This is a genomic window from Alistipes sp. CAG:268 (assembly GCA_000434235.1).
In the GTDB taxonomy this organism is placed as follows: Bacteria; Bacteroidota; Bacteroidia; order Bacteroidales; family Rikenellaceae; genus Alistipes; species Alistipes avistercoris.
In genome coordinates, this window is the sequence record FR891985.1 from 1 (window position 1) to 20,158 (window position 20,158).

Genomic DNA, 20,158 nt, shown 5'->3' on the forward strand with positions numbered 1-20,158 from the left:
GGCGGGGGCCTCCTCACAGGGCGCCGGGGCCGGAGCCGCCGGTTTCTCGGCTGCGGGGGCGGGTGCCGGGGCCGTTTCCGCTTTCGGAGCGGGCGCCGGGGCCGGCTGGGGAGCCGGGGCGGCCTTGGGTTTGGGCGAGAGGTCGATCTTGCCGAGGAACTTCGGCTGCTGGATCTCGTCCTTCACGCTGATGACGTTGCTCTTGATGACCACCTCTTTCTCCTCCTCGCGCTCCTGCTTGCGGGTCTGCTCGAGGGTGATGGTCGCCTGTTTCTGGGAGATGCGCTCGCGGATCGAGTTGCGGGCACCTGCGGCACTGCGGTTCGAGCCGAACTCCTTCTCCAGCACGGCATAGGTGTCGGCATCGACCAGCGCGTTGGGCGACCCGTCGTTCTTGATGCCCTTCTTGTGCAGGAAGTCCGTGATGGTGTTGATCCCCACGTTGAACTCCTTGGCAACCTGAATGAGCCTTAATCTTCTTTCATTACTCATATGGTATTCTCTCCTTTCTTGCTGTTTTGGTTATTCGAACTCGGCCTTGAGAATTTCGACCACCTTCTGAGCCTGCTCCAGCTCGAGGTCGGCGCGTGCGGCAATCTCCTCGACGGGCAGCTCGAGCACGCTCTTGGCCGTGTCGCAGCCGGCAGCCTTCAGGGCGTCGATGATCCAGCCGTCGATCTCGTCGGCGAACTCCGTGAGGGCCACGTCCTCCTCCTCGATCTCGCGGTAGACGTCTATGTCGTAGCCGGTGAGCATCTTCGAGAGGCGGATGTTCAGGCCGCCCTTGCCGATGGCAAGCGACACCTGGTCGGGCTTCAGGTAGACCGAGGCAGTCTTCTTCTCCTCGTCGATGGTGATCGACGAGATCTTCGCGGGGTTCAGCGCGCGCTGGATCATCAGCTGCGGGTTGGCCGTGTAATTGACCACGTCGATGTTCTCGTTGCGCAGCTCCTTGACGATCGAGTAGATGCGCGAACCCTTCATGCCGACGCAGGCGCCCACCGGGTCGATGCGTTCGTCGTAGGACTCGACGGCCACCTTGGCGCGCTCGCCGGGGATGCGGACGATCTTCTTGATGGTGATCAGTCCGTCGAAGATCTCGGGAACCTCCTGCTCGAACAGGCGCTCGAGGAACTGGTTGGCCGTGCGCGAAAGGATGATGCGCGGCTGGTTGTTGTTCATCTCGACCGACTTGACGATGGCCTTGATCGTGTCGCCCTTGCGGTAGAAGTCGTTGGGAATCTGCTCGGCTTTCGGAAGGATGAGCTCGTTCTCCTCGTCGTCGAGGATCAGCACCTCCTTCTTCCATACCTGGTAGACCTCGCCGGTGACGATCTCGCCGACCTTCTCCGAGTACTTCTCGTAGAGGTTGGCCTTCTCCAGGTCGAGGATCCGCGAGGCGAGGTTCTGGCGCAGCGACAGCACCGTGCGGCGGCCGAACGACGAGAGCTTGATCTCGTCGGCGTATTCGTCGCCGATTTCATAGGTCGGGTCGATGGCCTTGACCTCCGACACGGCGATCTGGGTGTTGGGGTTCTCCACGGCCCCGTCCTCGACGACCGTGCGGTTGCGCCAGATCTCGAGGTCGCCCTTCTCGGGGTTGATGATCACGTCGAAGTTCTCGTCCGTTTCGTACTGTTTCTGGAGCGCGTGGCGGAAGACGTCCTCCAACACGCCGATCATCGTCGATTTGTCGATGTTCTTCAGCTCTTTGAACTCGGCAAAGTTGCTGATCAAATTCAGGTTGTCCATGAGTGCGTTATCTTGTTTTTAATCAATTGCTACTTGAAGTCGAGATACTCCTTCGTGTATTTGATCTCGCCGAAGGCGTAGCGCTTCGACACCTTGACCAGCTGCTTGCGCTTCTTGCCCTCGACGGCCTGTTTCTCTTCGTAAGAGAGGTCGATGCCCTCCTCGTCGGCGCCGTCGAGTTTGGCCAGCAGCTTCACGCCATTGTTCAGCAGCACCTCGACCGACGATCCGATCAGCCGGCGGTACTGCCGCAGGCAGCGCAGCTCGGAGCCGATGCCCGCCGACATGACCGTCAGCGAGAAGTCCTCCTCCTCGCGGTCGAGGTCGGCCTCCACGGCGCGGCTCAATGCCGCGCAGGCGTCGATCGACACCGACGTGTCGCCATCGACCGTCAATTCGATTTCGTTGCCGGCCGAGCAGCGGCACTCCACAACGAACAGATCCGTGCCGGCCAGGTGCCGTTCCGCGGATTCCGTAATTTTCTGTATCTCGATCATATCGTTGGTTTTCAGTGGTGTATAACTATGAAATAAGGGGACATTCCGTCCCCTTATCGTGCATCCTGCAGTCTTTCGACACGCAAATATAGTAAAAATTTCCGATATTCAATCGTTTGATCCGATTTTTTATCTTTCATCTTCCTGCGGCGCCTTTGTCCGAACTCCGGACATGCGGCCGCCGTCGGGTGCCTTACGCCTCGGCGTTGCGCGATTCGTAGGGCTTGATGATGCCGCGCTTCGAAGAGCGGATGAAGGCCAGCAGCGAGTCGCGCTCGGGGCTTTGCGGCACCTGACGCTCCACTTCGTCGCATCCGGTCATGTAGTTCAGGCCGCTCTGGAAGAGGATCCGGCAGGCGTCGTGGATCTCGCCGATGCGCTCGGGCGTGAAGCCGCGGCGCGAAAGTCCGATCTTGTTGATGCCCGCGTAGCGGAGCGTGTCGTTGCGGACGATGACAAAAGGCGGAAGGTCCTGTCCGAGCAGGGCGCCGCCCTGGATCATCGAGTGTTCGCCGATGTGCGTCCACTGGTGGATGGCCGCATGTCCGCCGATCACCACCCAGTCGCCTACATGCACCTCGCCTGCCAGCGAGACGCGGTTGGCGATTACGCAGTGCGAGCCCACCACGCAGTCGTGGGCCACATGGACGTAGGCCATCAGCAGGTTGTGCGAGCCGACGCGCGTGGTGCCCGTCGAGGCCGTGCCGCGGCTGATGGTGACGTATTCGCGGATGTCGTTGCAGTCGCCGATCTCGCAGGTCGTGGCCTCGCCGACGAACTTCAGGTCCTGCGGCAGGCAGGAGATCGAGGCGGCGGTGTGGATTTTGCAGCCGCGGCCGATGCGTGCGCCGTCGTGGATCACGGCACCGGGGCCGATCCAGCAGTCGTCGCCGATCACGACATCGCCTGCGATGTAGGCGAACGGTTCTACCGTCACGTTGGCGCCGATACGGGCGTCGGGATGGACGTATGCCAGTTTGCTGATCATTGTTGTTTCGGGGTTTTGTTCTTGACGATCTGGGCCATCAGCTCGGCTTCGCAGGCCAGTGACTCGCCGACGAAGGCCTTGGCCTCGACGAGCGCCACGCCGCGGCGGATGGGTTCCAGCAGGTGGATTTCGAATTGGAGCGTATCGCCCGGAACGACCTTGCGCTTGAACTTCGCATTGTCGATCTTCATGAAATAGGTCGAGTAGTTCTCCGGGTCGGGCACCGTGTTGAGCACCATGATGCCGCTGCACTGGGCCATCGCCTCGATGATCAGCACGCCCGGCATGACCGGCTCCTCGGGGAAGTGGCCCACGAAGAAGGGTTCGTTCATCGTGACGTTCTTGATGCCGGCCACCGACGTGGCGTCGCAGTGGAAGATGCGGTCCACGAGCAGGAAGGGCGGGCGGTGGGGCAGCATGCGCCGGATGGCGTTGATGTCGTAGAGCGCCGGCTTGCGGCAGTCGTAGGTGTAGCGGGGTTTCTCGCCGGCCTTGCGGATCGTGCGCTTGAGCTGCTTCATGAACTCCGTGTTGGCGAAGTGGCCCGGGCGGGTGGCCCATACGCGGCCCTTGATCCGCACGCCGAGCAGGGCGAAGTCGCCCAGCAGGTCGAGCAGCTTGTGGCGGGCCAGCTCGTTGTTGCAGCGCAGCTCGAGGTTGTTCAGGTAACCGGCCTTGATCTCGATGTCGGGCTTGTTGAAGAGCTTCTTGAGGTGGTCGAGCTGCTCCTCGGGAACGGGGTTCTCGACCACGACGATGGCGTTGTCCAGGTCACCGCCCTTGATCAGATTCATCTTCATGAGCGGCTCGAGTTCGTGCAGGAAGACGAACGTGCGGCACGGGGAGATCTTCGAGGCGTAGTCGTCGCCCGGCTCGAGCGTCGCGTACTGGTTGCCGATCACCTTCGAGTTGTAGTCCACATGGACCGAGACGGAGAATTCGTCGTCGGGGTAGAGGATGATCGCCGTGCCCTTTTCGGGAATCGTGTAGACCATCTTCTCGGTCACGTGATAGTAGTTGCGCTCGGCATCCTGATCCACGAGCCCCGTTTCGGTGATGGCGCGGGCGTATTCGCGGGCCGAACCGTCGAGGATCGGGGTCTCCGGGGCGTCGATGTCGATCAGGGCGTTGTCCACGCCGAGGGTCCAGAGGGCCGACATAACGTGCTCGATGGTGCTGACACGGTGGCCGCCGGCTTCGATCGTCGTGCCGCGCGAGGTGTCCACCACGTAGTCGCAAAGTGCCGGGATCTCCGGCTGTCCTTCGATATCGGTGCGGCGGAATACGATGCCCCGGCCGGCTTCTGCGGGATGGATCGTCATCGTCACCTGCACGCCCGTATGCAGTCCCTTTCCCGAGAACGAGATCGGGGCCTTCAGCGTTTGTTGTTTCGTTGACATAAGTGGTTCTTTGTAATAATTATCGGCAAAGATAATGCATGTCGGTCGCAAAACCAAATTTCCGGTTCATTTCGCTTGTCGGGGTTAATTTTCGGGCAAGGTGGCGAAAACCGATAAAAATCGCTATTTTTGCCCTGCGAAATCCGAACAGAACATGAGTCCGAAACCAGAAACGAATCCGTTGGACCCCGTCGGGGCGTCAGCCGCGCCGCAGCGGGAGGGCGGAGCCGTCGCGGGACCGGCCGCAGGCGAGGAGCTGGAGCTCATCGACCTGGGCGGCGGGTCGGAGTGCGCCGGACGGCCGGCGCAGGGCGGTATGCGGGCTACGGACTCCTCCGCCGTCCGGCGTACCGGGGAGGATGCGGGGCCGGAGGTCATCGAACTCGATGACGACGCCCCGGTGTCGGTCGCACCGCCACGGCTCTTCCCGGCCGGAGAACCGTTCGGTGACCGCCGTCCGGCCCAAAAGCCGCAGCGCGGAGAGAGACGCGGGGACGGAGTGGAACGGATTTCGGAAGGAGCTGCGGAAGAATCGGCTGCCGGGGCGAAACCGGCTGCGGGGGAGGAGTTCCCTCCGAAGGGGGTTCGGACCGGGGATCAGGCCGGAGCGCCAGGTCCGGAGGCGGGCCCCCGCCGGGAGCCGCCCTGCGGCGGTACTCCGGTGCAGCGGAACGGCGCAAAGCCGCGCAAACCGCGCCTGCAGCTGCCCTTCGACAACCGGCGCGAGGATGCCGGATCGTGGGCCTACGACCACCGGATCGGGTTGTGCGTCACGCTGATCGCCTATCTGGTGCTGATGATCGTCTTCGTCTCGTCGAAGATCGTCATCGGGGAGCGTCCTCACCAGCAGGGCATGTATATCGAACTGCAGTCGCTGGCCGAACTCGAGGCCGAGCGGGCCCGGCTCGAGCAGGAGGTGCGCGAGCGGCAGGCCGCCGAGGAGTTTGACTGGCGGAGCGTCCGCAATACGGTCTCGAATGAAAACGAACTCAACGAGCAGCTCAAGGACGACCGCGGCACCAATACCGCGGCGCTGAACGATGCAGCTGCCGCGGCCGAGGAGCGGATGCGGGCCAACCGCGAGGCCTACGAGCAGGGCCTGGCCGAGGAGGCGGCGATCCGTCGCGGCCGCACGGCCGACGAGGCGTCGGGCGAACACCGCGACCGCAAGGTCAAGGGTCGGGTGACGGTGTCGTTCTCGCTGACCGATCCGGTGCGGCAGTCGGTCGATCTGAGCATACCGGCCTACCGCTGCGAAGGCGGCGGCGAGGTGGTGGTGGCCATCACGGTCAGCCGGGGCGGCGAGGTGATCGGCGCCCGGATCGTCTCGGGCGGCGACGACTGCATGCGCGAGGCCGCCCTGCATGCCGCACGTGTTTCGACCTTCAACATCGACCCGAAGGCGCCGGCCCGCCATCAGGGAACCATCACCTATACCTTTATCCCCCAGTAGCCGGATTCCGATGCCGCATTTGCCCCGTGCGCCCCGGTGGTGCGTTCGGCTCCTTTTGCATGCGTTTCCCGCCTGTTTTGTCGGCAGGTGCCGAGAATGCGGGAAATTTGTCGTACCTTTGTTCCCGATGCGCCGGAGCGGATACGCGGCAGACGACCGTGCCGCCGGCACTGTATCCCCGATTCGAAACGCATTTGACTCATGATCAGTCTCACTGGTGAAAATATCGTATTGATCGGCGCCCTGCTGCTCTTTGTGGCGGTGGTCGCCGGCAAGCTGGCCTACCGTTTCGGTGCCCCGGCCCTGCTGCTCTTCCTCGGGGTCGGCATGCTCTTCGGCCTGGACTTCATCTCCTACCGCTCGACCGACATCACGCAGTTCATCGGCATGATCTCGCTCTGCGTGATCCTCTTCACGGGCGGCATGGACACGAAGGTCTCCGAAATCCGCCCCATTGTCGGGCCGGGTGTCGTGCTGGCGACGGTGGGCGTGCTGCTCACGGCCCTCATCCTGGCCGGATTCGTGTGGCTCATCGCTCCGTGGATCGGCCTCGAGATGCCCTTCGCGCTGGCCCTGCTGCTGGCCTCGACGATGTCTTCGACCGATTCGGCGTCGGTCTTCTCGATCCTGCGAAGCAAGAAACAGGGGTTGAGGCAGCACCTCCGTCCGTTGCTCGAGCTCGAGAGCGGCTCGAACGACCCGATGGCCTACATGCTCACCGTTCTGCTTGTCGGTGTGCTCTCGGGACCGGCATCGGGGCATGTGGACCTCGGTGTGGGCATGCTCTATCTGGTCGTGCAGCTGGTCGTCGGCGCCCTGTCGGGCTACCTGATCGGGCGGCTGGCCGTATGGACGATCAACCGCATCAACCTGGTCAATCACTCGCTCTACGTCGTGCTGCTGCTGGCCTTCGTCTTCTTCTCGTTCGCCTTTACGGACCTCATCCGCGGCAACGGCTATCTGGCCGTCTACCTCGCCGGACTGGTGGTCGGCAACCACAAGCTGGTGCAGAAACGGCCCCTTACGGTCTTCTTCGACGGGTTCACGTGGGTGATGCAGATCGTGATGTTCCTGACGCTGGGCCTCTTCGTGAACAGCAAGGAGCTGCTGGAGCCCGATGTGCTGATCCTGGGGCTCTCCGTGGGGGCGTTCCTGATCCTCGTGGCCCGGCCGCTGGCTGTCTTCGCAAGCCTGGCGCCGTTCCGCAACTTCTCGACGCGGGCGCGGCTCTATGTCTCGTGGGTCGGGCTGCGCGGGGCCGTGCCGATTCTCTTTGCCATCTATCCGCTCATGGGCAACGTCGAGTATGCCGACCTGCTCTTCAATGTGGTCTTCCTCTCGACGATCCTCTCGCTCGTCGTGCAGGGTACGACCGTCAGCGGCATGGCCAACCTGCTGGGTCTGGCCTACGAGGAGCGGGAGCCGGCCTTCGGCGTGGACATGAGCGAGCAGGTGAAGTCGGCGCTCACGGAGGTCGAGGTGAACGAGAGCATGCTCGAGAGCGGGCGGACGCTGCGCGAGATCGTGCTGCCGGAGAATACGCTGGTGATGATGATCTGCCGCGACGGCGACTACTTCGTGCCGCAGGGCAAGACCGAACTGCACCTGGGCGACAAGCTGCTGGTCATCTCGGACCGCTCGGAGGAGCTGGCGACAACCTATCGCGAGATGGGTATCGACGATGTGATGAAGCTCGGGAACTGACCCCGGTCCGTATGGATATGCGCAGCCCCGTCCGACACATCGGACGGGGCTGTGTCTGTATGCCGGGATCAGAGTTCCGCCAGCCGGCGGCGGGCCGCGTCGAATTCTGAAACCAGGTTCCGGACGACCTCGCCGGCCGGAGGCAGGTCGCGCAGCAGCGAGGCGACCTGTCCGATCTCCAGTTCGCCCTCCGTGAGTTCGCCGTCGAAGATGCCGCGTTTCGAACGCCCGCGGCCCAGCAGTTCGGAGAGCTCTCCGGCCGTGGCGCCGCGCGCTTCGGCCTCCTCGACGGCGCGGCAGAATTCGTTGCGGACCAGCCGGGTGGGGCTGAGCTTCTTGAGCGCGAGGATCGTGTCGCCCTCACAGAGGGAGGTGCAGCGGCGCTTGAAGGCTTCGCTGGCCGAACTCTCCTCGGTGAGTGCGAAGCGTGTGCCGATCTGCACGCCCTCGGCGCCGAGGGCGAAGGCGGCCAGCATGCCGCGGCCCGTGGCGATGCCGCCCGCGGCCAGCAGCGGCAGCGAGACCGCTGCCCGGACGTGGGGCACGAGCACCATCGTCGAGGTCTCCTCGCGGCCGTTGTGCCCTCCGGCCTCGAAGCCTTCGGCCACGACGGCATCGACCCCGGCCTCCTCGCTTTTGCGGGCGAAGGCGGAACTCGAGACCACGTGGGCCACCTTGCAGCCGGCCTCGTGCAGCCGTGCGGTCCACCGTTTCGGGCTGCCTGCCGAGGTGAAGACCACAGGGACGCGTTCCTCGATGATAACTTCCATGATCTGGTCCGTATAGCGGTACATCTGCGGGACGTTCACGCCGAAGGGTTTGTCGGTCGCCGCGCGGCAGCGGCGGATGTGTTCGCGCAGCAGTTCGGGAGTCATCGACCCCGAGCCGATGAGCCCCAGTCCGCCCGCTTCGCTGACGGCGGCCGCCAGCCTCCAGCCGCTGCACCAGACCATGCCGCCCGAGACGATCGGGTAGCGGATGCCGAACAGGGCGCAGATTCTGTTTCCGTTCTCCATGACGATCTCTTTTCTGTTTTTCATTGGGGGTTTCCCGGTCAAAAATAGTGAAAAAACGAAAGACGGCATGCAGCAAGGGTCTCATGTCGCGCGAAATGATTATATTTATACTCGTTTGTTGCACCTTACTCCCAAACTCGAATCCGTATGCTTCGAAAATCGTTTCTTGCCGTTCTCCTTTTCGTGTCGGCCGGTCTGCTGCCGGCGTCGGCGCAGCGTTGGACGATGGATCCTGCCGGACACGGCATCGTGTGGCGGGTGGACGGGGCCGTACCCCATGCCGACCACATCGAGATGAGCGGTCAGCGCATGGCCTGCGTCCTGCGTTGGGGCGTCGGCGCGGACAGCGCCTTTCGGCTCGAGCGCTCGCTCGTCTTCCCGCTGCTGCGTACCGTGCCGAACAACACGCACGCCAGCCTGATGTTCCGTCTGGCGACGGACATTCCCGCGCTGCTGGCCATCGACGGGCTCGCCCTGCAGGCCGAGCGGGTCGATACGGTGGCGATCGACGGCGGACTCGAGGTCCGCAGCCGCTGGTACACGGGCGGGCACAACATCGGGGCGGCCCGGACCGCGGCGGCCGGGCCGGCAATCGCCATGACGCGCCGCATCTTCCCCTCGCGGGAGCTGCCCGTGCTGTGCGAGCGCTATGTCGTGCGCAACATCGCCCGGCGCAGGCTGACGGTATACGTTCCGGAGTTCTCGCAGCGTTTCGAGACCGATCCCGACAAGGGGGTGGAGGGGAGCTACTGCGTGCGGGCCGACCTGGCGGGGAGCGGCCGTTACAGCCTTGCGCCGGGAGATTCGCTCTGCTTCGATGCGGTTTTCCAGGCCGGACGTGCGGGTGACGGGCCGCTGATGCCGGATGTTGCGGCCGAATATGCCGCACGTATGGATTTCGTGCGCCGCGACATCGATGCCGCGCTGGTGCTCGAGACTCCCGATCCGGTTATCGACCGCCTGTTCCGTTTTGCCAAGCTCCGGGCCGCCGAGAGCATCATCCTCACCCGCGGCGGCTACATGCATGCGCCCGGCGGCGAATCCTACTACGCCGCCATCTGGGCCAACGACCAGGCCGAATACGTCAATCCCTTCTTTCCGTTCCTCGGATACGACATCGGGAATGCCTCGGCGTTCAACGCGTTCCGGCATTTTGCCCGCTTCATGAATCCCGGATACGAGCCGCTGCCCAGCTCGATCATCGCCGAAGGCGACGATGTCTGGAACGGGGCAGGCGACCGCGGCGATGCGGCGATGATCGCCTATGGGGCGGCCCGCTATGCCCTGGCGCGCGGCGATCGGACCGAGGCCGAGGCGTTGTGGCCGCTGGTGACGTGGTGTCTGGAGTATTGCCGTCGGCAGCTGACCCCCGAGGGGGTCGTGGCCTCCGATTCCGACGAGCTCGAAGGACGCTTCCCTGCGGGGCGGGCCAACCTCTGCACCTCCTCGCTCTACTACGACGCCCTGCTGTCGGCTGCCGCACTGGGACGCGAACTCGGTGCGCCGCGCTCCGAGACGGCGCGCTACGGCCGGCAGGCACGGGAGCTGGCCGAGGCCGTGGAACGCTGCTTCGGCGCCGAAGTGGGCGGGTACCATACCTATCGCTACTACGACGGGAACACGCTCCTGCGCTCGTGGATCTGCATGCCGCTGATCGTCGGGCTGGGCGGCCGGGCCCGCACGGAGGGAACGGTCGAGGCGCTGCTCGGCCCCGAACTGCTCACCGACGACGGATTGCTGACCGAGCAGGGCAGTGCTACCTTCTGGGACCGCTCGACGCTCTATGCCCTGCGCGGCATCTACCGGGCCGGACAGGCCGACCGGGCCACCGAGTTCCTCCACAACTACTCCGAGCGCCGTCTGCTGGGCGAGCACGTTCCCTATCCGATCGAGGCGTGGCCCGAAGGGTCGCAGCGCCACCTATCGGCCGAGAGCGGACTCTACTGCCGGATCATCACCGAGGGCCTTTTCGGCATTCGGCCCGTCGGGTTCCGGTCGTTCGACCTGACCCCTTCGCTGCCTGAGTCCTGGAATCGGGTGGAACTGCGCCGCATCCGTGCCTTCGGCTCGGAGTTCGGCCTGCGGATCGAGCGAACCGACGGCGGGCGCCTCCGCATCACCCTTTCGGAGCAGGGCCGCAAACCGGTCGTGTTCGGAGTTCGTGAGGGCGAAACACAACGAGTTACCTTAAAAAACAATCCCGTATGAACCGATTCCTCCGAATCTTCGGCGCGGCGGCCGTGACCCTGTCTCTCTGGAGTGCCCCGACAGCGGATGCCGCAGCCGGGAAGACCGTTTACCTGAAGGATTTCCTTGCGCCGGGCGATGCCGAGCGCGATGCCGTACCTGCCGTGCGGGCTGCCCTGGAGCACTGCCTCGAGGTCGGCGCTTCGAGACTCGTCCTGCCCGGCGGGACGCTCCGCATGCTGCCCGACCGGGCTGCGGAGCGCTACCAGTACATCAGCAACAACAGCGAGGGCATGAAGCGCATTGCCTTCGACCTTCGGGGTCTGCGCGACTTCGAGATCGACGGCGCCGGGACCGAACTTCTCTTTTCGGGCTTCGTCTCACCGTTCAGCATCGAGGAGTGCGAGCGGATCGAGATCCATGACCTGAAGATCGACTACACGCGCACGTTTCACTCCGAGGGAATTGTCCGGGCTGCGGGCGACGGGTGGCTTGAGGTCTCCTTCCCCGGGGAGTACCGTTGCGAGGAGGTCAATGGGTGCCTGCATTTCTACGACGAGCGGGGAACGGATTACCCCTACTCGAACCTACTCGAATTCGATGCCGTGCGGCGCGAACCGGCCTTCCGGGCCCACGATTACTGGATTGCAGGCGGAACGATCCCGGCCCGCCGGTGCGGGGACGGGAATTGGCGGATCTACCGTCCGGACTTGAAGGCTGCGGTCGGCAACGTGATGGTCTTCGGCGCCACGGCCCGTCTGAACCCCGGCTTCACGATCGCCGATTCGCGCGGCGTGACGCTCCGCGACGTGGCGCTGTACCACTGCGGCGGCATGGGGGTCATCGCGCAGCGCAGCCGCGACATCGCGCTCGAGCGGATGGTCGTCACGCCGGCTCCCGGCAAGGACCGCATGGTCAGCATCACGGCCGATGCCACGCACTATGTCAATTGCGGCGGCTACATCCGCATGATCGACTGCGTGTTCGAGAACCAGAAGGACGACGCGACGAACATCCACGGCCTCTACATGGCCGTCGAGCGGGTCGAGGCTCCCGACCGTGCCCTGCTGCGCTGGTGCAACTCGGGACAGTACGGCGTCGATTTCCTCCGCGAGGGGATGGAGGTCGAACTGGTGGACAACCGCACGGTGGCCGCCTATGCCCGCCGGACGGTGAAGTCGGTGCGCCGGCTCAACAGCGTCTATACCGAGGTGACCTTCACCGAGCCGTTGCCCGACGGGACCGCTCCGAAACACGTCGTGGCGGCCGACGAAGGGTATCCCGACGTCGAGATCCGCGGCTGCCGGATGCGCGGCAACCGGGCGCGCGGCCTGCTGCTCGGCTCGCGCGGGCGGATCGTCGTCGAGGACAACTACTTCCACATCGCCGGTGCGGCGATCCTCTTCGAGGGGGATGCCAACTACTGGTTCGAACAGTCGGGCGTGCGCGATGTGGTGATCCGCGGCAACCTCTTCGAGAACGGCAACTACGGTTGCCCGTCGTGGGGCGCGGCCTGCATCGCCGTCGGCAGCGGCATCCCGGACCGGACCGGCGCACGCTACCACCGCAACATCCTCGTTGAGGGCAACACGTTCCGCGTCTCCGACCCGCGCATCGTCCACATCTACTCGGTCGATGGATTCCGCTTCACGCGCGACAATGTCATCGAGCATACGGACGAATACCCCTGTGCGCAGGAGGAAGCGGAGGCTTTTGTCGTCGATCAGTGCGACCGGGTGGAGATCGAGTCTCCCGAATACGGGAAAGGAAACAGACAACATGAAAAATAGGAAAAGATCATGAAAAGGTTTTGTCTGGCAGCTATGATGCTGCTGGCGGCGGCGCCGGTCGCCGCGCGGGTGAAGCTGCCCGCCGTATTGGGCAGCAACATGGTGTTGCAGCGCAACACGGAGGTCAATTTCTGGGGCGGGGCAACCCCGAACAGCCGCGTGCGGGTCACACCCTCGTGGAACGGACGGAGCTATGAGACCCGGGCCGACGATGCGGGCCGCTGGGCCCTGAAGGTGCCGACGGGCGAGGCCGGAGGCCCCTATACGGTGACGGTGAGCGATGGCGATCCGGTCGTGCTTGAGAACGTCCTTCTGGGCGAGGTGTGGATCTGCTCCGGTCAGTCAAACATGGAGATGCCCGTCGGCGGCTTTCTCCACCAGCCCGTCGAGGGGAGTGCCGAGGCCGTGGCCGCAGCCGGGGATTGCCCCGGCATCCGGATGTTCACCGTGCCGAAGGTCTCCTCGGAGAGCCCCCGGGAGGATTGCGAGGCCGCATGGCAGTGCTCCACGCCGGCATCGGTCCGCTCCTTCAGTGCCGTGGGGTATTTCTTCGGACGGATGCTCTGCCGGGTGCTCGACGTACCCGTCGGCCTGATCACCCCGAACTGGGGCGGTTCGGCCATCGAGGCGTGGATGACCGTTGAGGCGATCGACTCCACGCCGGGAATCGACCATGCCCTCGCCAAGTCGGGAACTTACGACAACAGCATTCCGCAGCGGCTCTACAACGGCATGATTCTTCCCGTCTGCCGCTTCACGGCCAAGGGGTTCATCTGGTACCAGGGCGAGTCGAACCGCCGCAACTGGTTCGACTACGAGGCGCTGCAGGTCTCGCTGGTCGATCTCTGGCGTGCGACGTGGGGCGACGGGCGGATGCCGTTCTACATCACGCAGCTCGCCCCGTATGCCTATGAGGGGGCTTCGCTGCGTTCGCTGCCGCTTGTCGTCGAGGCGCAGTACCGTGCCGCCGCACGGCTCGAACATGCAGGCGTGGCGGCGACGACCGATCTGGGAACGCCTGCATGCATCCACCCCGCGCGCAAACGCGAGGTGGGGGAGCGCCTGGCCTGGCTGGCGCTGGCGAACGACTACGGCATCGAGGGGCTGCCGGCTCCGGCTCCGACCTTCCGGGAGATGGAGCGTCGCGGCGACAAACTGCTGCTCCGTTTCGATAACCTGTCGCCTTCGGACGACTGGAGCGGCGCGGACAGCTTCGTGGGCTACGGCCCCGAAGGGGAGCTGCGGCTCGGAGGTTTCGAGGTGGCCGGGACCGACAGGGTGTTCCATCCCGCCGAGGGACGGGTGCTGTGGGGCGACGGACGCATCGAGGTCTCCTCTCCCGAGGTGGCCGAACCGGTCGCCGTGCGCTATGCTTTCCGCAACTGGTGCCCCGAGGCCAATGTCTTCACGACCTCCGGGCAGCCGCTCGCGCCTTTCCGGTCGGACGACTGGCCGCTCGACGACATCGGCGAGATCCGGTGATCGGGTATGGCTTCACTATATATATTTAGGTATGCCGTTCACGGGTCGGATTTTTTACCGGCCCGTGATGCTTTTGTAGCCGTTTTGAAACTTCCGACTCCTATTTTTGCGGCAGTGTGACGGATCAGGTTTTCCTGAATCGGTCTGTGCGTGACTCTTTTTTGTCGGATTTTGGTGTTGAAACTGCTTGAAGGACCTTGTTTTGATCCTTTTAGGGCGAATTTTGTGACCTATTTATTTTTTATTCGCGAATTATAGTTTATCTTTGCACAAGTTTCCCCTTTTGAAAACGGTTTTGTTTTTTATATTTTTATTAATTCATAGCTTTGTTTATAACCACTTAATCAAATTCTTATGAGTAAACATCTTTTCAGAATCCTGTTCGGAACGCTGTGCCTCGTTTCGGCATCCGTGTTTACGGGGTGTTCCGATGACGACGAGAAGTCGCTGGTGCCCGAATTGACGGCATTGCCCGAGACGCTGACCTTCTCCGAGGAGACGGAGACCGTTCAGACCATCTCGGTGAAGGCCAACTGTGAGTGGACGGTTGTGAAGACCGATCTGGACTGGGCTACCGTAGAGCCTATGAGCGGCAAGGGCAATGCCACGATCACCGTATCGGTGTCGGAGATGGCGTCGGGCCTGAGCGAGCGCAGCGGCAAGATCGCATTCTCGCTGATCCACCCCGAGTTCGGCAAATGGGGTGAGGCCGAGTCCACCGTGACCGTCAAGCAGTATGCATCCGGCGTTACGCCCCCCCCCACGGGTGACCCGATCTATGCCAACAACTTCGACAAGGAGCAGGCTACGCAGACCTATGGAGACGGCTCTTACTGGCCTTATCTGGACCAGTTCGAGGGCTGGAAGAACGAATCCGGCACGGGTATCTCCGCAGTGACCTATTCGTTCAACGGCATGAGCGCCCGCGCCAACTCTCCCTCGAACAACAACTATTCGAAATACGAAGGTTCGGGTGTCAATAACCTGCTGTTCGGCTCGAACAACGAGTTCGTGATCGGGAAGATCACGCTCGATGCTGCACAGAAGAACCTCTGCCTCACGTTCGGCTCCTATCTGAGCGAGGGCGCATCCGACAATGCATTTGAATCCGAATTCCATGTTTCGCTGAGCAAGGACGGCGATAACTGGGTGGAGATCACCTACGACCGTCCGGTAGCCGACGACGAGCACCCCCAGTACGGTACGTGGGCTCTGGCTACGGCAAACTTCACGCTCAAGGAGGTCCCCGCCGAGCTTTATATTAAATTCAACGCCGATATCGCATCCTCCTACCGCATGGATGACGTGACGCTCCTCGAGGGTGTCGGCGGCCAGGAGGTCGATCTGAACTATGTCGCTCCCACGACCGGAGCCAAGATCTGCGAAATCAAGACTGCCGGAAAATACAAGACTGCCGGTACGGTCGTAGCACGCGGCAAACTCGCCTACATCATTGCCGACGAGCCCGGAGCCATGATGGTATATCACAAGGAGAATGAGCGTGCCGTTGGTGACAAGATCTCGATCGAGGGCGAAGTGACCATCTACAACGAGGATTCGACGCCCCAGTTCTCGGAGGACGCCGTTGTGACTGTCGAATCTACGGGCAATGCCTGGACCTACAATCCTACGGTTTGCGATGCTTCGGCCATGGATCAGCTCCTTTCGGTAGATCCGGTCTGCACGGAGATTCAGTTTACCGGAACCCTTTCGATCGATGGCAATTATGTCAATGTGGCAATCGACGGCGCTTCGAAGGCTATCGGTTCGGTCAAGTACATCGACAATACGACCATCTCGGATCTTGACGGTGCCGTTGTCGTTGTCAAGGGCTATTTCGTGGGAACTTCGTCCGGCAAGTATGTAAACGTGCTGCCCTACAGCATCGAGGCTGCCGGTGAAGTACCTCCTTCGATCACGGTGAACCCGACGTCGTTGACGTTTGCCGCTGCCGGTGAGGCCAAGACGGTGACCGTAACCAAGAAGAATGCCGACGACTGCACGATCGAGGCTTCGGCCGACAACGAGCAGTTCACGGTGGAGGTGAGCGGCGATCAGGTGAATGTGACCGCCAAGGAGAACACAGCCGAGGAGGCCATCAGCGGCACGCTGACCGTCAAGCTGATGAAGGCCGGTGAGGCGGTCGCAACTGCAACGGTCGCCCTGAAGCAGAACGGAGTGTCGCAGGGCGGTGAAACGAAGACCTTTACCTCGATGGACATCTTCACCTGCACGGAGGACGATAGCGCTGCCAAAGCCTATACTTTGGGCAACCAATCCACTTTCAACGGCGAAGCAGCGTCCGGCGTGAAGCTTGGAACAAGTAGCGCCGCAGGCTATTTCACCTCGCAGGCTGTGGGTGTTACGGGAGCCAAGAAACTTTCGTTCTATGCCGTGGCCTGGAAGGGTAAGTCCGCAACGATCTATGTTCGCGTGAACAACGGCGGATCGGTCAGCACGGCAAGTGTCGATCTTGCGGCCAACGACGGTGCAACGGGCAATCCTCCTTTCACCATCACCGTAACGGATTCGGACTACTACACGTTTGATCTTACGGACCTGACGGAGGCTTCGACGGTTACGATTTCGACCAGTGCAGATTTCGATACGGCATCGAGCTCGGCTCCCCGTGCCGTTATTGCAGGCATTCAACTCTATTAATCTCTGTTTAATATCCAATCAACCCTCGGCGGGACTCCCGTCCTCGTCCGGGGGTTGATTTTTTCTCCCTATATTTTTGCCGATGATTTCGATCTTTTCGAGAGGTGGCGCCCTTCGTTTCGCAGCCTTCTTTCTGATGCTCGTCGCACTGTCGGTCAGCTGCGGCTCGTCGGAAGAGGGGCAGGGTACGTCGTTCGGCGCGCGTTTCCTGGAATCGCAGAACACCTCGCTCGAGGCTCCCGGCTATGCTTCGGATCCCCGGATCGTGCTCTCCGGAACCGTCGGAACCTCCTATACGGTCACTGTTACCGAGGGTGGCAGCTGGTGCTGGACCTCCCGCAATACGCACGCGACCTCGCGTTCGGGTTCGCTGGTCACCACGGCCGATGTCGTCTATCTCTATCTGGCCGAGAACGATTCCGGGGCCGCACGTACGGCGACGGTACGGGTTGCGTTTGACGGCGGTCTGGAGTTCGACCTGACCCTCTCGCAGCCCGAGTATTCGATTCCGGCCGTGATGGACCACCCGTGGGCCGAACTGCCCGCCTACAAGAGCATCGACAACTGCACCTATGTGACGCACTATGCGCCGATCTCCTCGACGCAGCCCAAGGCACGCAATTTCACCATCTGTTACGACCGCTCCAAGCGCATCGCCCTGTGGGTGGCCTATCCGATCCATGCCTGCTACATGCAGAACTACATTCGCTCCGATGCCTGGGATTTCGATCCCGAGATTCCCGAAGCCGACCAGGCCGACCTGCGGTCGGGTCCCTACCGGGGCGGAGGGGTGCGTGGACACCAGTGCATGTCGAACCACCGTTCGGTGCCCTATTCGACGCTGCTCAACGAGCAGACCTTCTATTCGACCAACATCATGCCGCAGGAGAGTGCGTTCAACGGCGGGTCGTGGCTCAAGATGGAGGAGACGGCTTCGGCAATGGGCAAGTCGTGCGCCGACACGCTCTACACGGTGACGGGCAACTACGGCGTCCGGAGTTGGAGCACCGACCGCAGCGGGACGAAGGTCGCCATGCCCGAGTACTGCTGGAAAGTCCTGCTGCGCACGAAGAACGGCAACACCCGCAAGCGCATCGACGAGATCCACGACGCCTCGGAGCTGATCGCCATCGGCTTCTGGGCCGAGAACTCCTCGGTGAGCGCCGACGGGCTTGCGGAATATACGACCAGTGTGGCGGAGATCGAGCAGAAGACCGGATACAAGTTCTTCCCGATGCTCGACGAGGCGATCGCCGCCGACGTGAAAGCACAACACAACCCCACGGCATGGGGAATAACCGAATGATACGACCATGAAGAAACTGCTTTTTACCGGGCTGTTCGCCCTGCTGCTTGCAGCCTGCTTCGCTCAGAAACCCTACAAGGTGGTTTTCTACAACTTCGAGAACCTCTTCGACACGATCCGCAATCCGGAGATCAAGGACGCGGAGTTCACGCCCGAGGGGCCGAAGAAGTGGAATGCCGTGAAGTACGAGCGGAAGATCAACAACCTCTCGCGCGTGCTGTTCGACATCGCGGCCATCGACAAGGAGTATCCGATCGTCATCGGCGTCTCGGAGATCGAGAACCGCAACGTCATGGAGGACGTGATCGCCACGCCGAAACTCGCCCCGGCCAACTACCGGATCGTGCACTACGATTCGCCCGACGCCCGCGGTGTGGACGTGGCCTTCTACTACCGCCCCGACGTCTTCAAGCTCGAGGGCAGCGCGCCTATCCCCTTCACGCTGGAGAGCCGTCCCGACTTCCGCACGCGCGACATCGTGACGATGTGGGGTACGGTCGAGGGTGAGCCGTTCTACTTCATGGTGGCCCACTGGCCGTCGCGTCTGGGCGGCAAGGAGGCTTCGGCCTACCTGCGCGAGCGCGCCGCCGAGATCATGCGCCACGCCGCCGACTCGGTGCGTGCGGCCAACCCGGCGGTGAAGGTCGTCATGATGGGTGACCTGAACGACGATGCCACCGACCGCAGCATCACCGAGGTGATCGGCGCCGCCGGCGACATCCGCAAGGTCGCCGAGGGAGGCTACTTCAACCCCTACATCGCCGTGCTGAAGGCCGGCATCGGCTCGCTGGCCTACGACGACAAGTGGAACCTGTTCGACAACATCATCGTCTCGGACAACCTAGCCACCGGATCGACCGGTGCGCTGCGTCTCAAGCAGGTTCCCCGCACGAAGTTCTACGGCAGCGTCTTCCGCGCCCCCTACCTCTTCCAGAAGGAGGGCCAGTTCAAGGGATACCCCCAGCGCACGTTCGTCGGCAACAACTTCCAGGGCGGCTACAGCGACCACTTCCCCGTGTTCATCTATATCGGCAAATAATCCAACAACCTAATTTATGAAGATCAGAAATCTATTCACCTTGTTGTTCGCATGCCTCTGCGTGGGGGCCTATGCGCAGGACGGCGGCGTGAAAGGTAAGGTCGTTTCGCGTTCGGGCCGCACGGCGCTGAGCAACGTGAAGGTCCTCATCGAGCCGCTCGGTGTGTCGGTCATGACCGACGAAGAGGGCTATTTCGATATCTCCAACCTGCCCGAGGGCAGCTACAAGATCAAGTTCGAGGCCAACGATTTCGAGGACCTCGACTTCGTGGTCCGCGTCGGCGACATGGTCAAGGACCTGCACTCGGTGGTGCTGTCGCCCGACGTGCAGTATGTGATCGACGACTCGGTGTTCGCGGAGTTCGACTCCGAGGTGGCCTCGGACATGCAGGCCCTGCCGTCGTCGCTCTCCTCGTCGAAGGACGCCTTCAACAACATCGCTTCGTACAAGTTCAGCGAGATGCGTTTCAACGTCCGCGGCTATGACTCGCAGTATTCGAGCATCTACCTGAACGGCATCCGCTTCAACGACGCCATGACCGGTTACGGCCCGTGGTCGCTGTGGAGCGGTCTGAATGACGCCACGCGCAACCAGGAGAACACCGCGGGCCTCAAGTCGTCGGGCTTCGGCATCGACGGCATCGGCGGTACGACCAACGTCAATGCCCGCGCCTCGCAGTTCCGCAAGGGATTCCGCGCCAGCGTGGTCAATGCCAACTCGATGTACCGCTTCCGCGCGATGGTCTCCTACGGATCGGGCCTGCTCGACAACGGCTGGTCCTATGCGCTGTCGTTCTCGACGCGCCAGGGAGGCAACTCCTATGTGGACGGGGTTTACTACAACGCCTACGGCTACTTCGCGTCGGTCGAGAAGCGTTTCGGC

The 20,158-nt window shown here is 62.6% G+C and carries 14 protein-coding genes and 1 pseudogene; 9 read left to right on the plus strand and 6 right to left on the minus strand.

Translation table 11 applies throughout. The annotated features are described in order from the left end of the window. The 5 genes and pseudogenes from QZL63_RS03345 to QZL63_RS03365 form a co-directional block, all read right to left on the minus strand. Window positions 1-492, minus strand: a pseudogene (locus QZL63_RS03345) (translation initiation factor IF-2); the annotation flags it as partial. 30 nt (window positions 493-522) lie between these two features. Further along, window positions 523-1,752 carry a transcription termination factor NusA gene (nusA, locus tag QZL63_RS03350; RefSeq protein ID WP_022307918.1) on the minus strand — a complete coding sequence of 410 codons (1,230 nt, stop codon included), beginning with the start codon at window positions 1,750-1,752 and terminating at the stop codon, window positions 523-525. A 29-nt stretch (window positions 1,753-1,781) separates the two neighbouring features. After that, entirely contained in the window at window positions 1,782-2,249 is a 468-nt protein-coding gene (rimP, locus tag QZL63_RS03355) for a ribosome assembly cofactor RimP (RefSeq protein ID WP_022307919.1), read from the minus strand. Window positions 2,250-2,442: 193 nt separating this feature from the next. After that, window positions 2,443-3,237: an acyl-ACP--UDP-N-acetylglucosamine O-acyltransferase gene (lpxA, locus tag QZL63_RS03360; protein ID WP_022307920.1), complete on the minus strand. Its 795-nt coding sequence runs from the start codon at window positions 3,235-3,237 to the stop codon at window positions 2,443-2,445. Further along, window positions 3,234-4,637, minus strand: coding sequence for a bifunctional UDP-3-O-[3-hydroxymyristoyl] N-acetylglucosamine deacetylase/3-hydroxyacyl-ACP dehydratase (locus QZL63_RS03365; protein ID WP_022307921.1), 1,404 nt, complete (start codon window positions 4,635-4,637; stop codon window positions 3,234-3,236). Before QZL63_RS03365 ends, lpxA begins: the two co-directional genes overlap by 4 nt. 154 nt (window positions 4,638-4,791) lie before the next feature. Between QZL63_RS03365 and QZL63_RS11705 the strand changes: the two genes are divergently transcribed. Both QZL63_RS11705 and QZL63_RS03375 read left to right on the plus strand, forming a co-directional pair. Next, a complete protein-coding gene (locus QZL63_RS11705; RefSeq protein WP_022307922.1) occupies window positions 4,792-6,090 on the plus strand; it encodes an energy transducer TonB family protein in 1,299 nt (432 codons plus the stop codon). A gap of 201 nt (window positions 6,091-6,291) precedes the next feature. After that, window positions 6,292-7,794 carry a potassium/proton antiporter gene (locus tag QZL63_RS03375; protein ID WP_022307923.1) on the plus strand — a complete coding sequence of 501 codons (1,503 nt, stop codon included), beginning with the start codon at window positions 6,292-6,294 and terminating at the stop codon, window positions 7,792-7,794. Between the two features lie 68 nt (window positions 7,795-7,862). Here QZL63_RS03375 and QZL63_RS03380 read toward each other — a convergent pair whose 3' ends face one another. Further along, window positions 7,863-8,834, minus strand: coding sequence for an NAD(P)H-dependent flavin oxidoreductase (locus QZL63_RS03380; protein WP_022307924.1), 972 nt, complete (start codon window positions 8,832-8,834; stop codon window positions 7,863-7,865). 123 nt (window positions 8,835-8,957) lie between these two features. Between QZL63_RS03380 and QZL63_RS03385 the strand changes: the two genes are divergently transcribed. The 7 genes from QZL63_RS03385 to QZL63_RS03415 form a co-directional block, all read left to right on the plus strand. Further along, window positions 8,958-11,018 (plus strand): hypothetical protein, encoded by a 2,061-nt coding sequence (locus QZL63_RS03385; RefSeq protein WP_022307925.1) that lies wholly within the window; start codon window positions 8,958-8,960, stop codon window positions 11,016-11,018. After that, the gene (locus QZL63_RS03390) at window positions 11,015-12,787 is read left to right on the plus strand and encodes an alpha-1,3-galactosidase-related protein (RefSeq protein WP_022307926.1); all 1,773 of its coding nucleotides are present in this window, start codon (window positions 11,015-11,017) and stop codon (window positions 12,785-12,787) included. The genes QZL63_RS03385 and QZL63_RS03390 overlap by 4 nt, the downstream gene beginning before the upstream one ends. 9 nt (window positions 12,788-12,796) lie before the next feature. Beyond that, window positions 12,797-14,269 carry a sialate O-acetylesterase gene (locus QZL63_RS03395; protein ID WP_022307927.1) on the plus strand — a complete coding sequence of 491 codons (1,473 nt, stop codon included), beginning with the start codon at window positions 12,797-12,799 and terminating at the stop codon, window positions 14,267-14,269. Between the two features lie 354 nt (window positions 14,270-14,623). Beyond that, window positions 14,624-16,930, plus strand: a complete 2,307-nt coding sequence (locus QZL63_RS03400) for a BACON domain-containing protein (protein ID WP_022307928.1) — start codon at window positions 14,624-14,626, stop codon at window positions 16,928-16,930. Window positions 16,931-17,012: 82 nt separating this feature from the next. Next, a complete protein-coding gene (locus QZL63_RS03405; protein WP_022307929.1) occupies window positions 17,013-18,236 on the plus strand; it encodes a DNA/RNA non-specific endonuclease in 1,224 nt (407 codons plus the stop codon). Window positions 18,237-18,243: 7 nt separating this feature from the next. Next, window positions 18,244-19,275: an endonuclease/exonuclease/phosphatase family protein gene (locus tag QZL63_RS03410; RefSeq protein WP_022307930.1), complete on the plus strand. Its 1,032-nt coding sequence runs from the start codon at window positions 18,244-18,246 to the stop codon at window positions 19,273-19,275. Window positions 19,276-19,291: 16 nt separating this feature from the next. Then, the coding region (locus tag QZL63_RS03415) for a carboxypeptidase-like regulatory domain-containing protein (protein ID WP_290585867.1) at window positions 19,292-20,158 on the plus strand (867 nt) is incomplete at its 3' end.

Coding starts and splice junctions, on each gene's coding strand:
- QZL63_RS03375 (WP_022307923.1), top strand. CDS start 6,292: ATGATCAGTCTCACTGGTGAAAATATCGTATTGATCGGCGCCCTGCTG.
- QZL63_RS03395 (WP_022307927.1), top strand. CDS start 12,797: ATGAAAAGGTTTTGTCTGGCAGCTATGATGCTGCTGGCGGCGGCGCCG.
- QZL63_RS03410 (WP_022307930.1), top strand. CDS start 18,244: ATGAAGAAACTGCTTTTTACCGGGCTGTTCGCCCTGCTGCTTGCAGCC.
- nusA (WP_022307918.1), bottom strand. CDS start 1,752: ATGGACAACCTGAATTTGATCAGCAACTTTGCCGAGTTCAAAGAGCTG.
- QZL63_RS11705 (WP_022307922.1), top strand. CDS start 4,792: ATGAGTCCGAAACCAGAAACGAATCCGTTGGACCCCGTCGGGGCGTCA.
- rimP (WP_022307919.1), bottom strand. CDS start 2,249: ATGATCGAGATACAGAAAATTACGGAATCCGCGGAACGGCACCTGGCC.
- QZL63_RS03380 (WP_022307924.1), bottom strand. CDS start 8,834: ATGAAAAACAGAAAAGAGATCGTCATGGAGAACGGAAACAGAATCTGC.
- QZL63_RS03385 (WP_022307925.1), top strand. CDS start 8,958: ATGCTTCGAAAATCGTTTCTTGCCGTTCTCCTTTTCGTGTCGGCCGGT.
- QZL63_RS03365 (WP_022307921.1), bottom strand. CDS start 4,637: ATGTCAACGAAACAACAAACGCTGAAGGCCCCGATCTCGTTCTCGGGA.
- lpxA (WP_022307920.1), bottom strand. CDS start 3,237: ATGATCAGCAAACTGGCATACGTCCATCCCGACGCCCGTATCGGCGCC.
- QZL63_RS03405 (WP_022307929.1), top strand. CDS start 17,013: ATGATTTCGATCTTTTCGAGAGGTGGCGCCCTTCGTTTCGCAGCCTTC.
- QZL63_RS03390 (WP_022307926.1), top strand. CDS start 11,015: ATGAACCGATTCCTCCGAATCTTCGGCGCGGCGGCCGTGACCCTGTCT.
- QZL63_RS03400 (WP_022307928.1), top strand. CDS start 14,624: ATGAGTAAACATCTTTTCAGAATCCTGTTCGGAACGCTGTGCCTCGTT.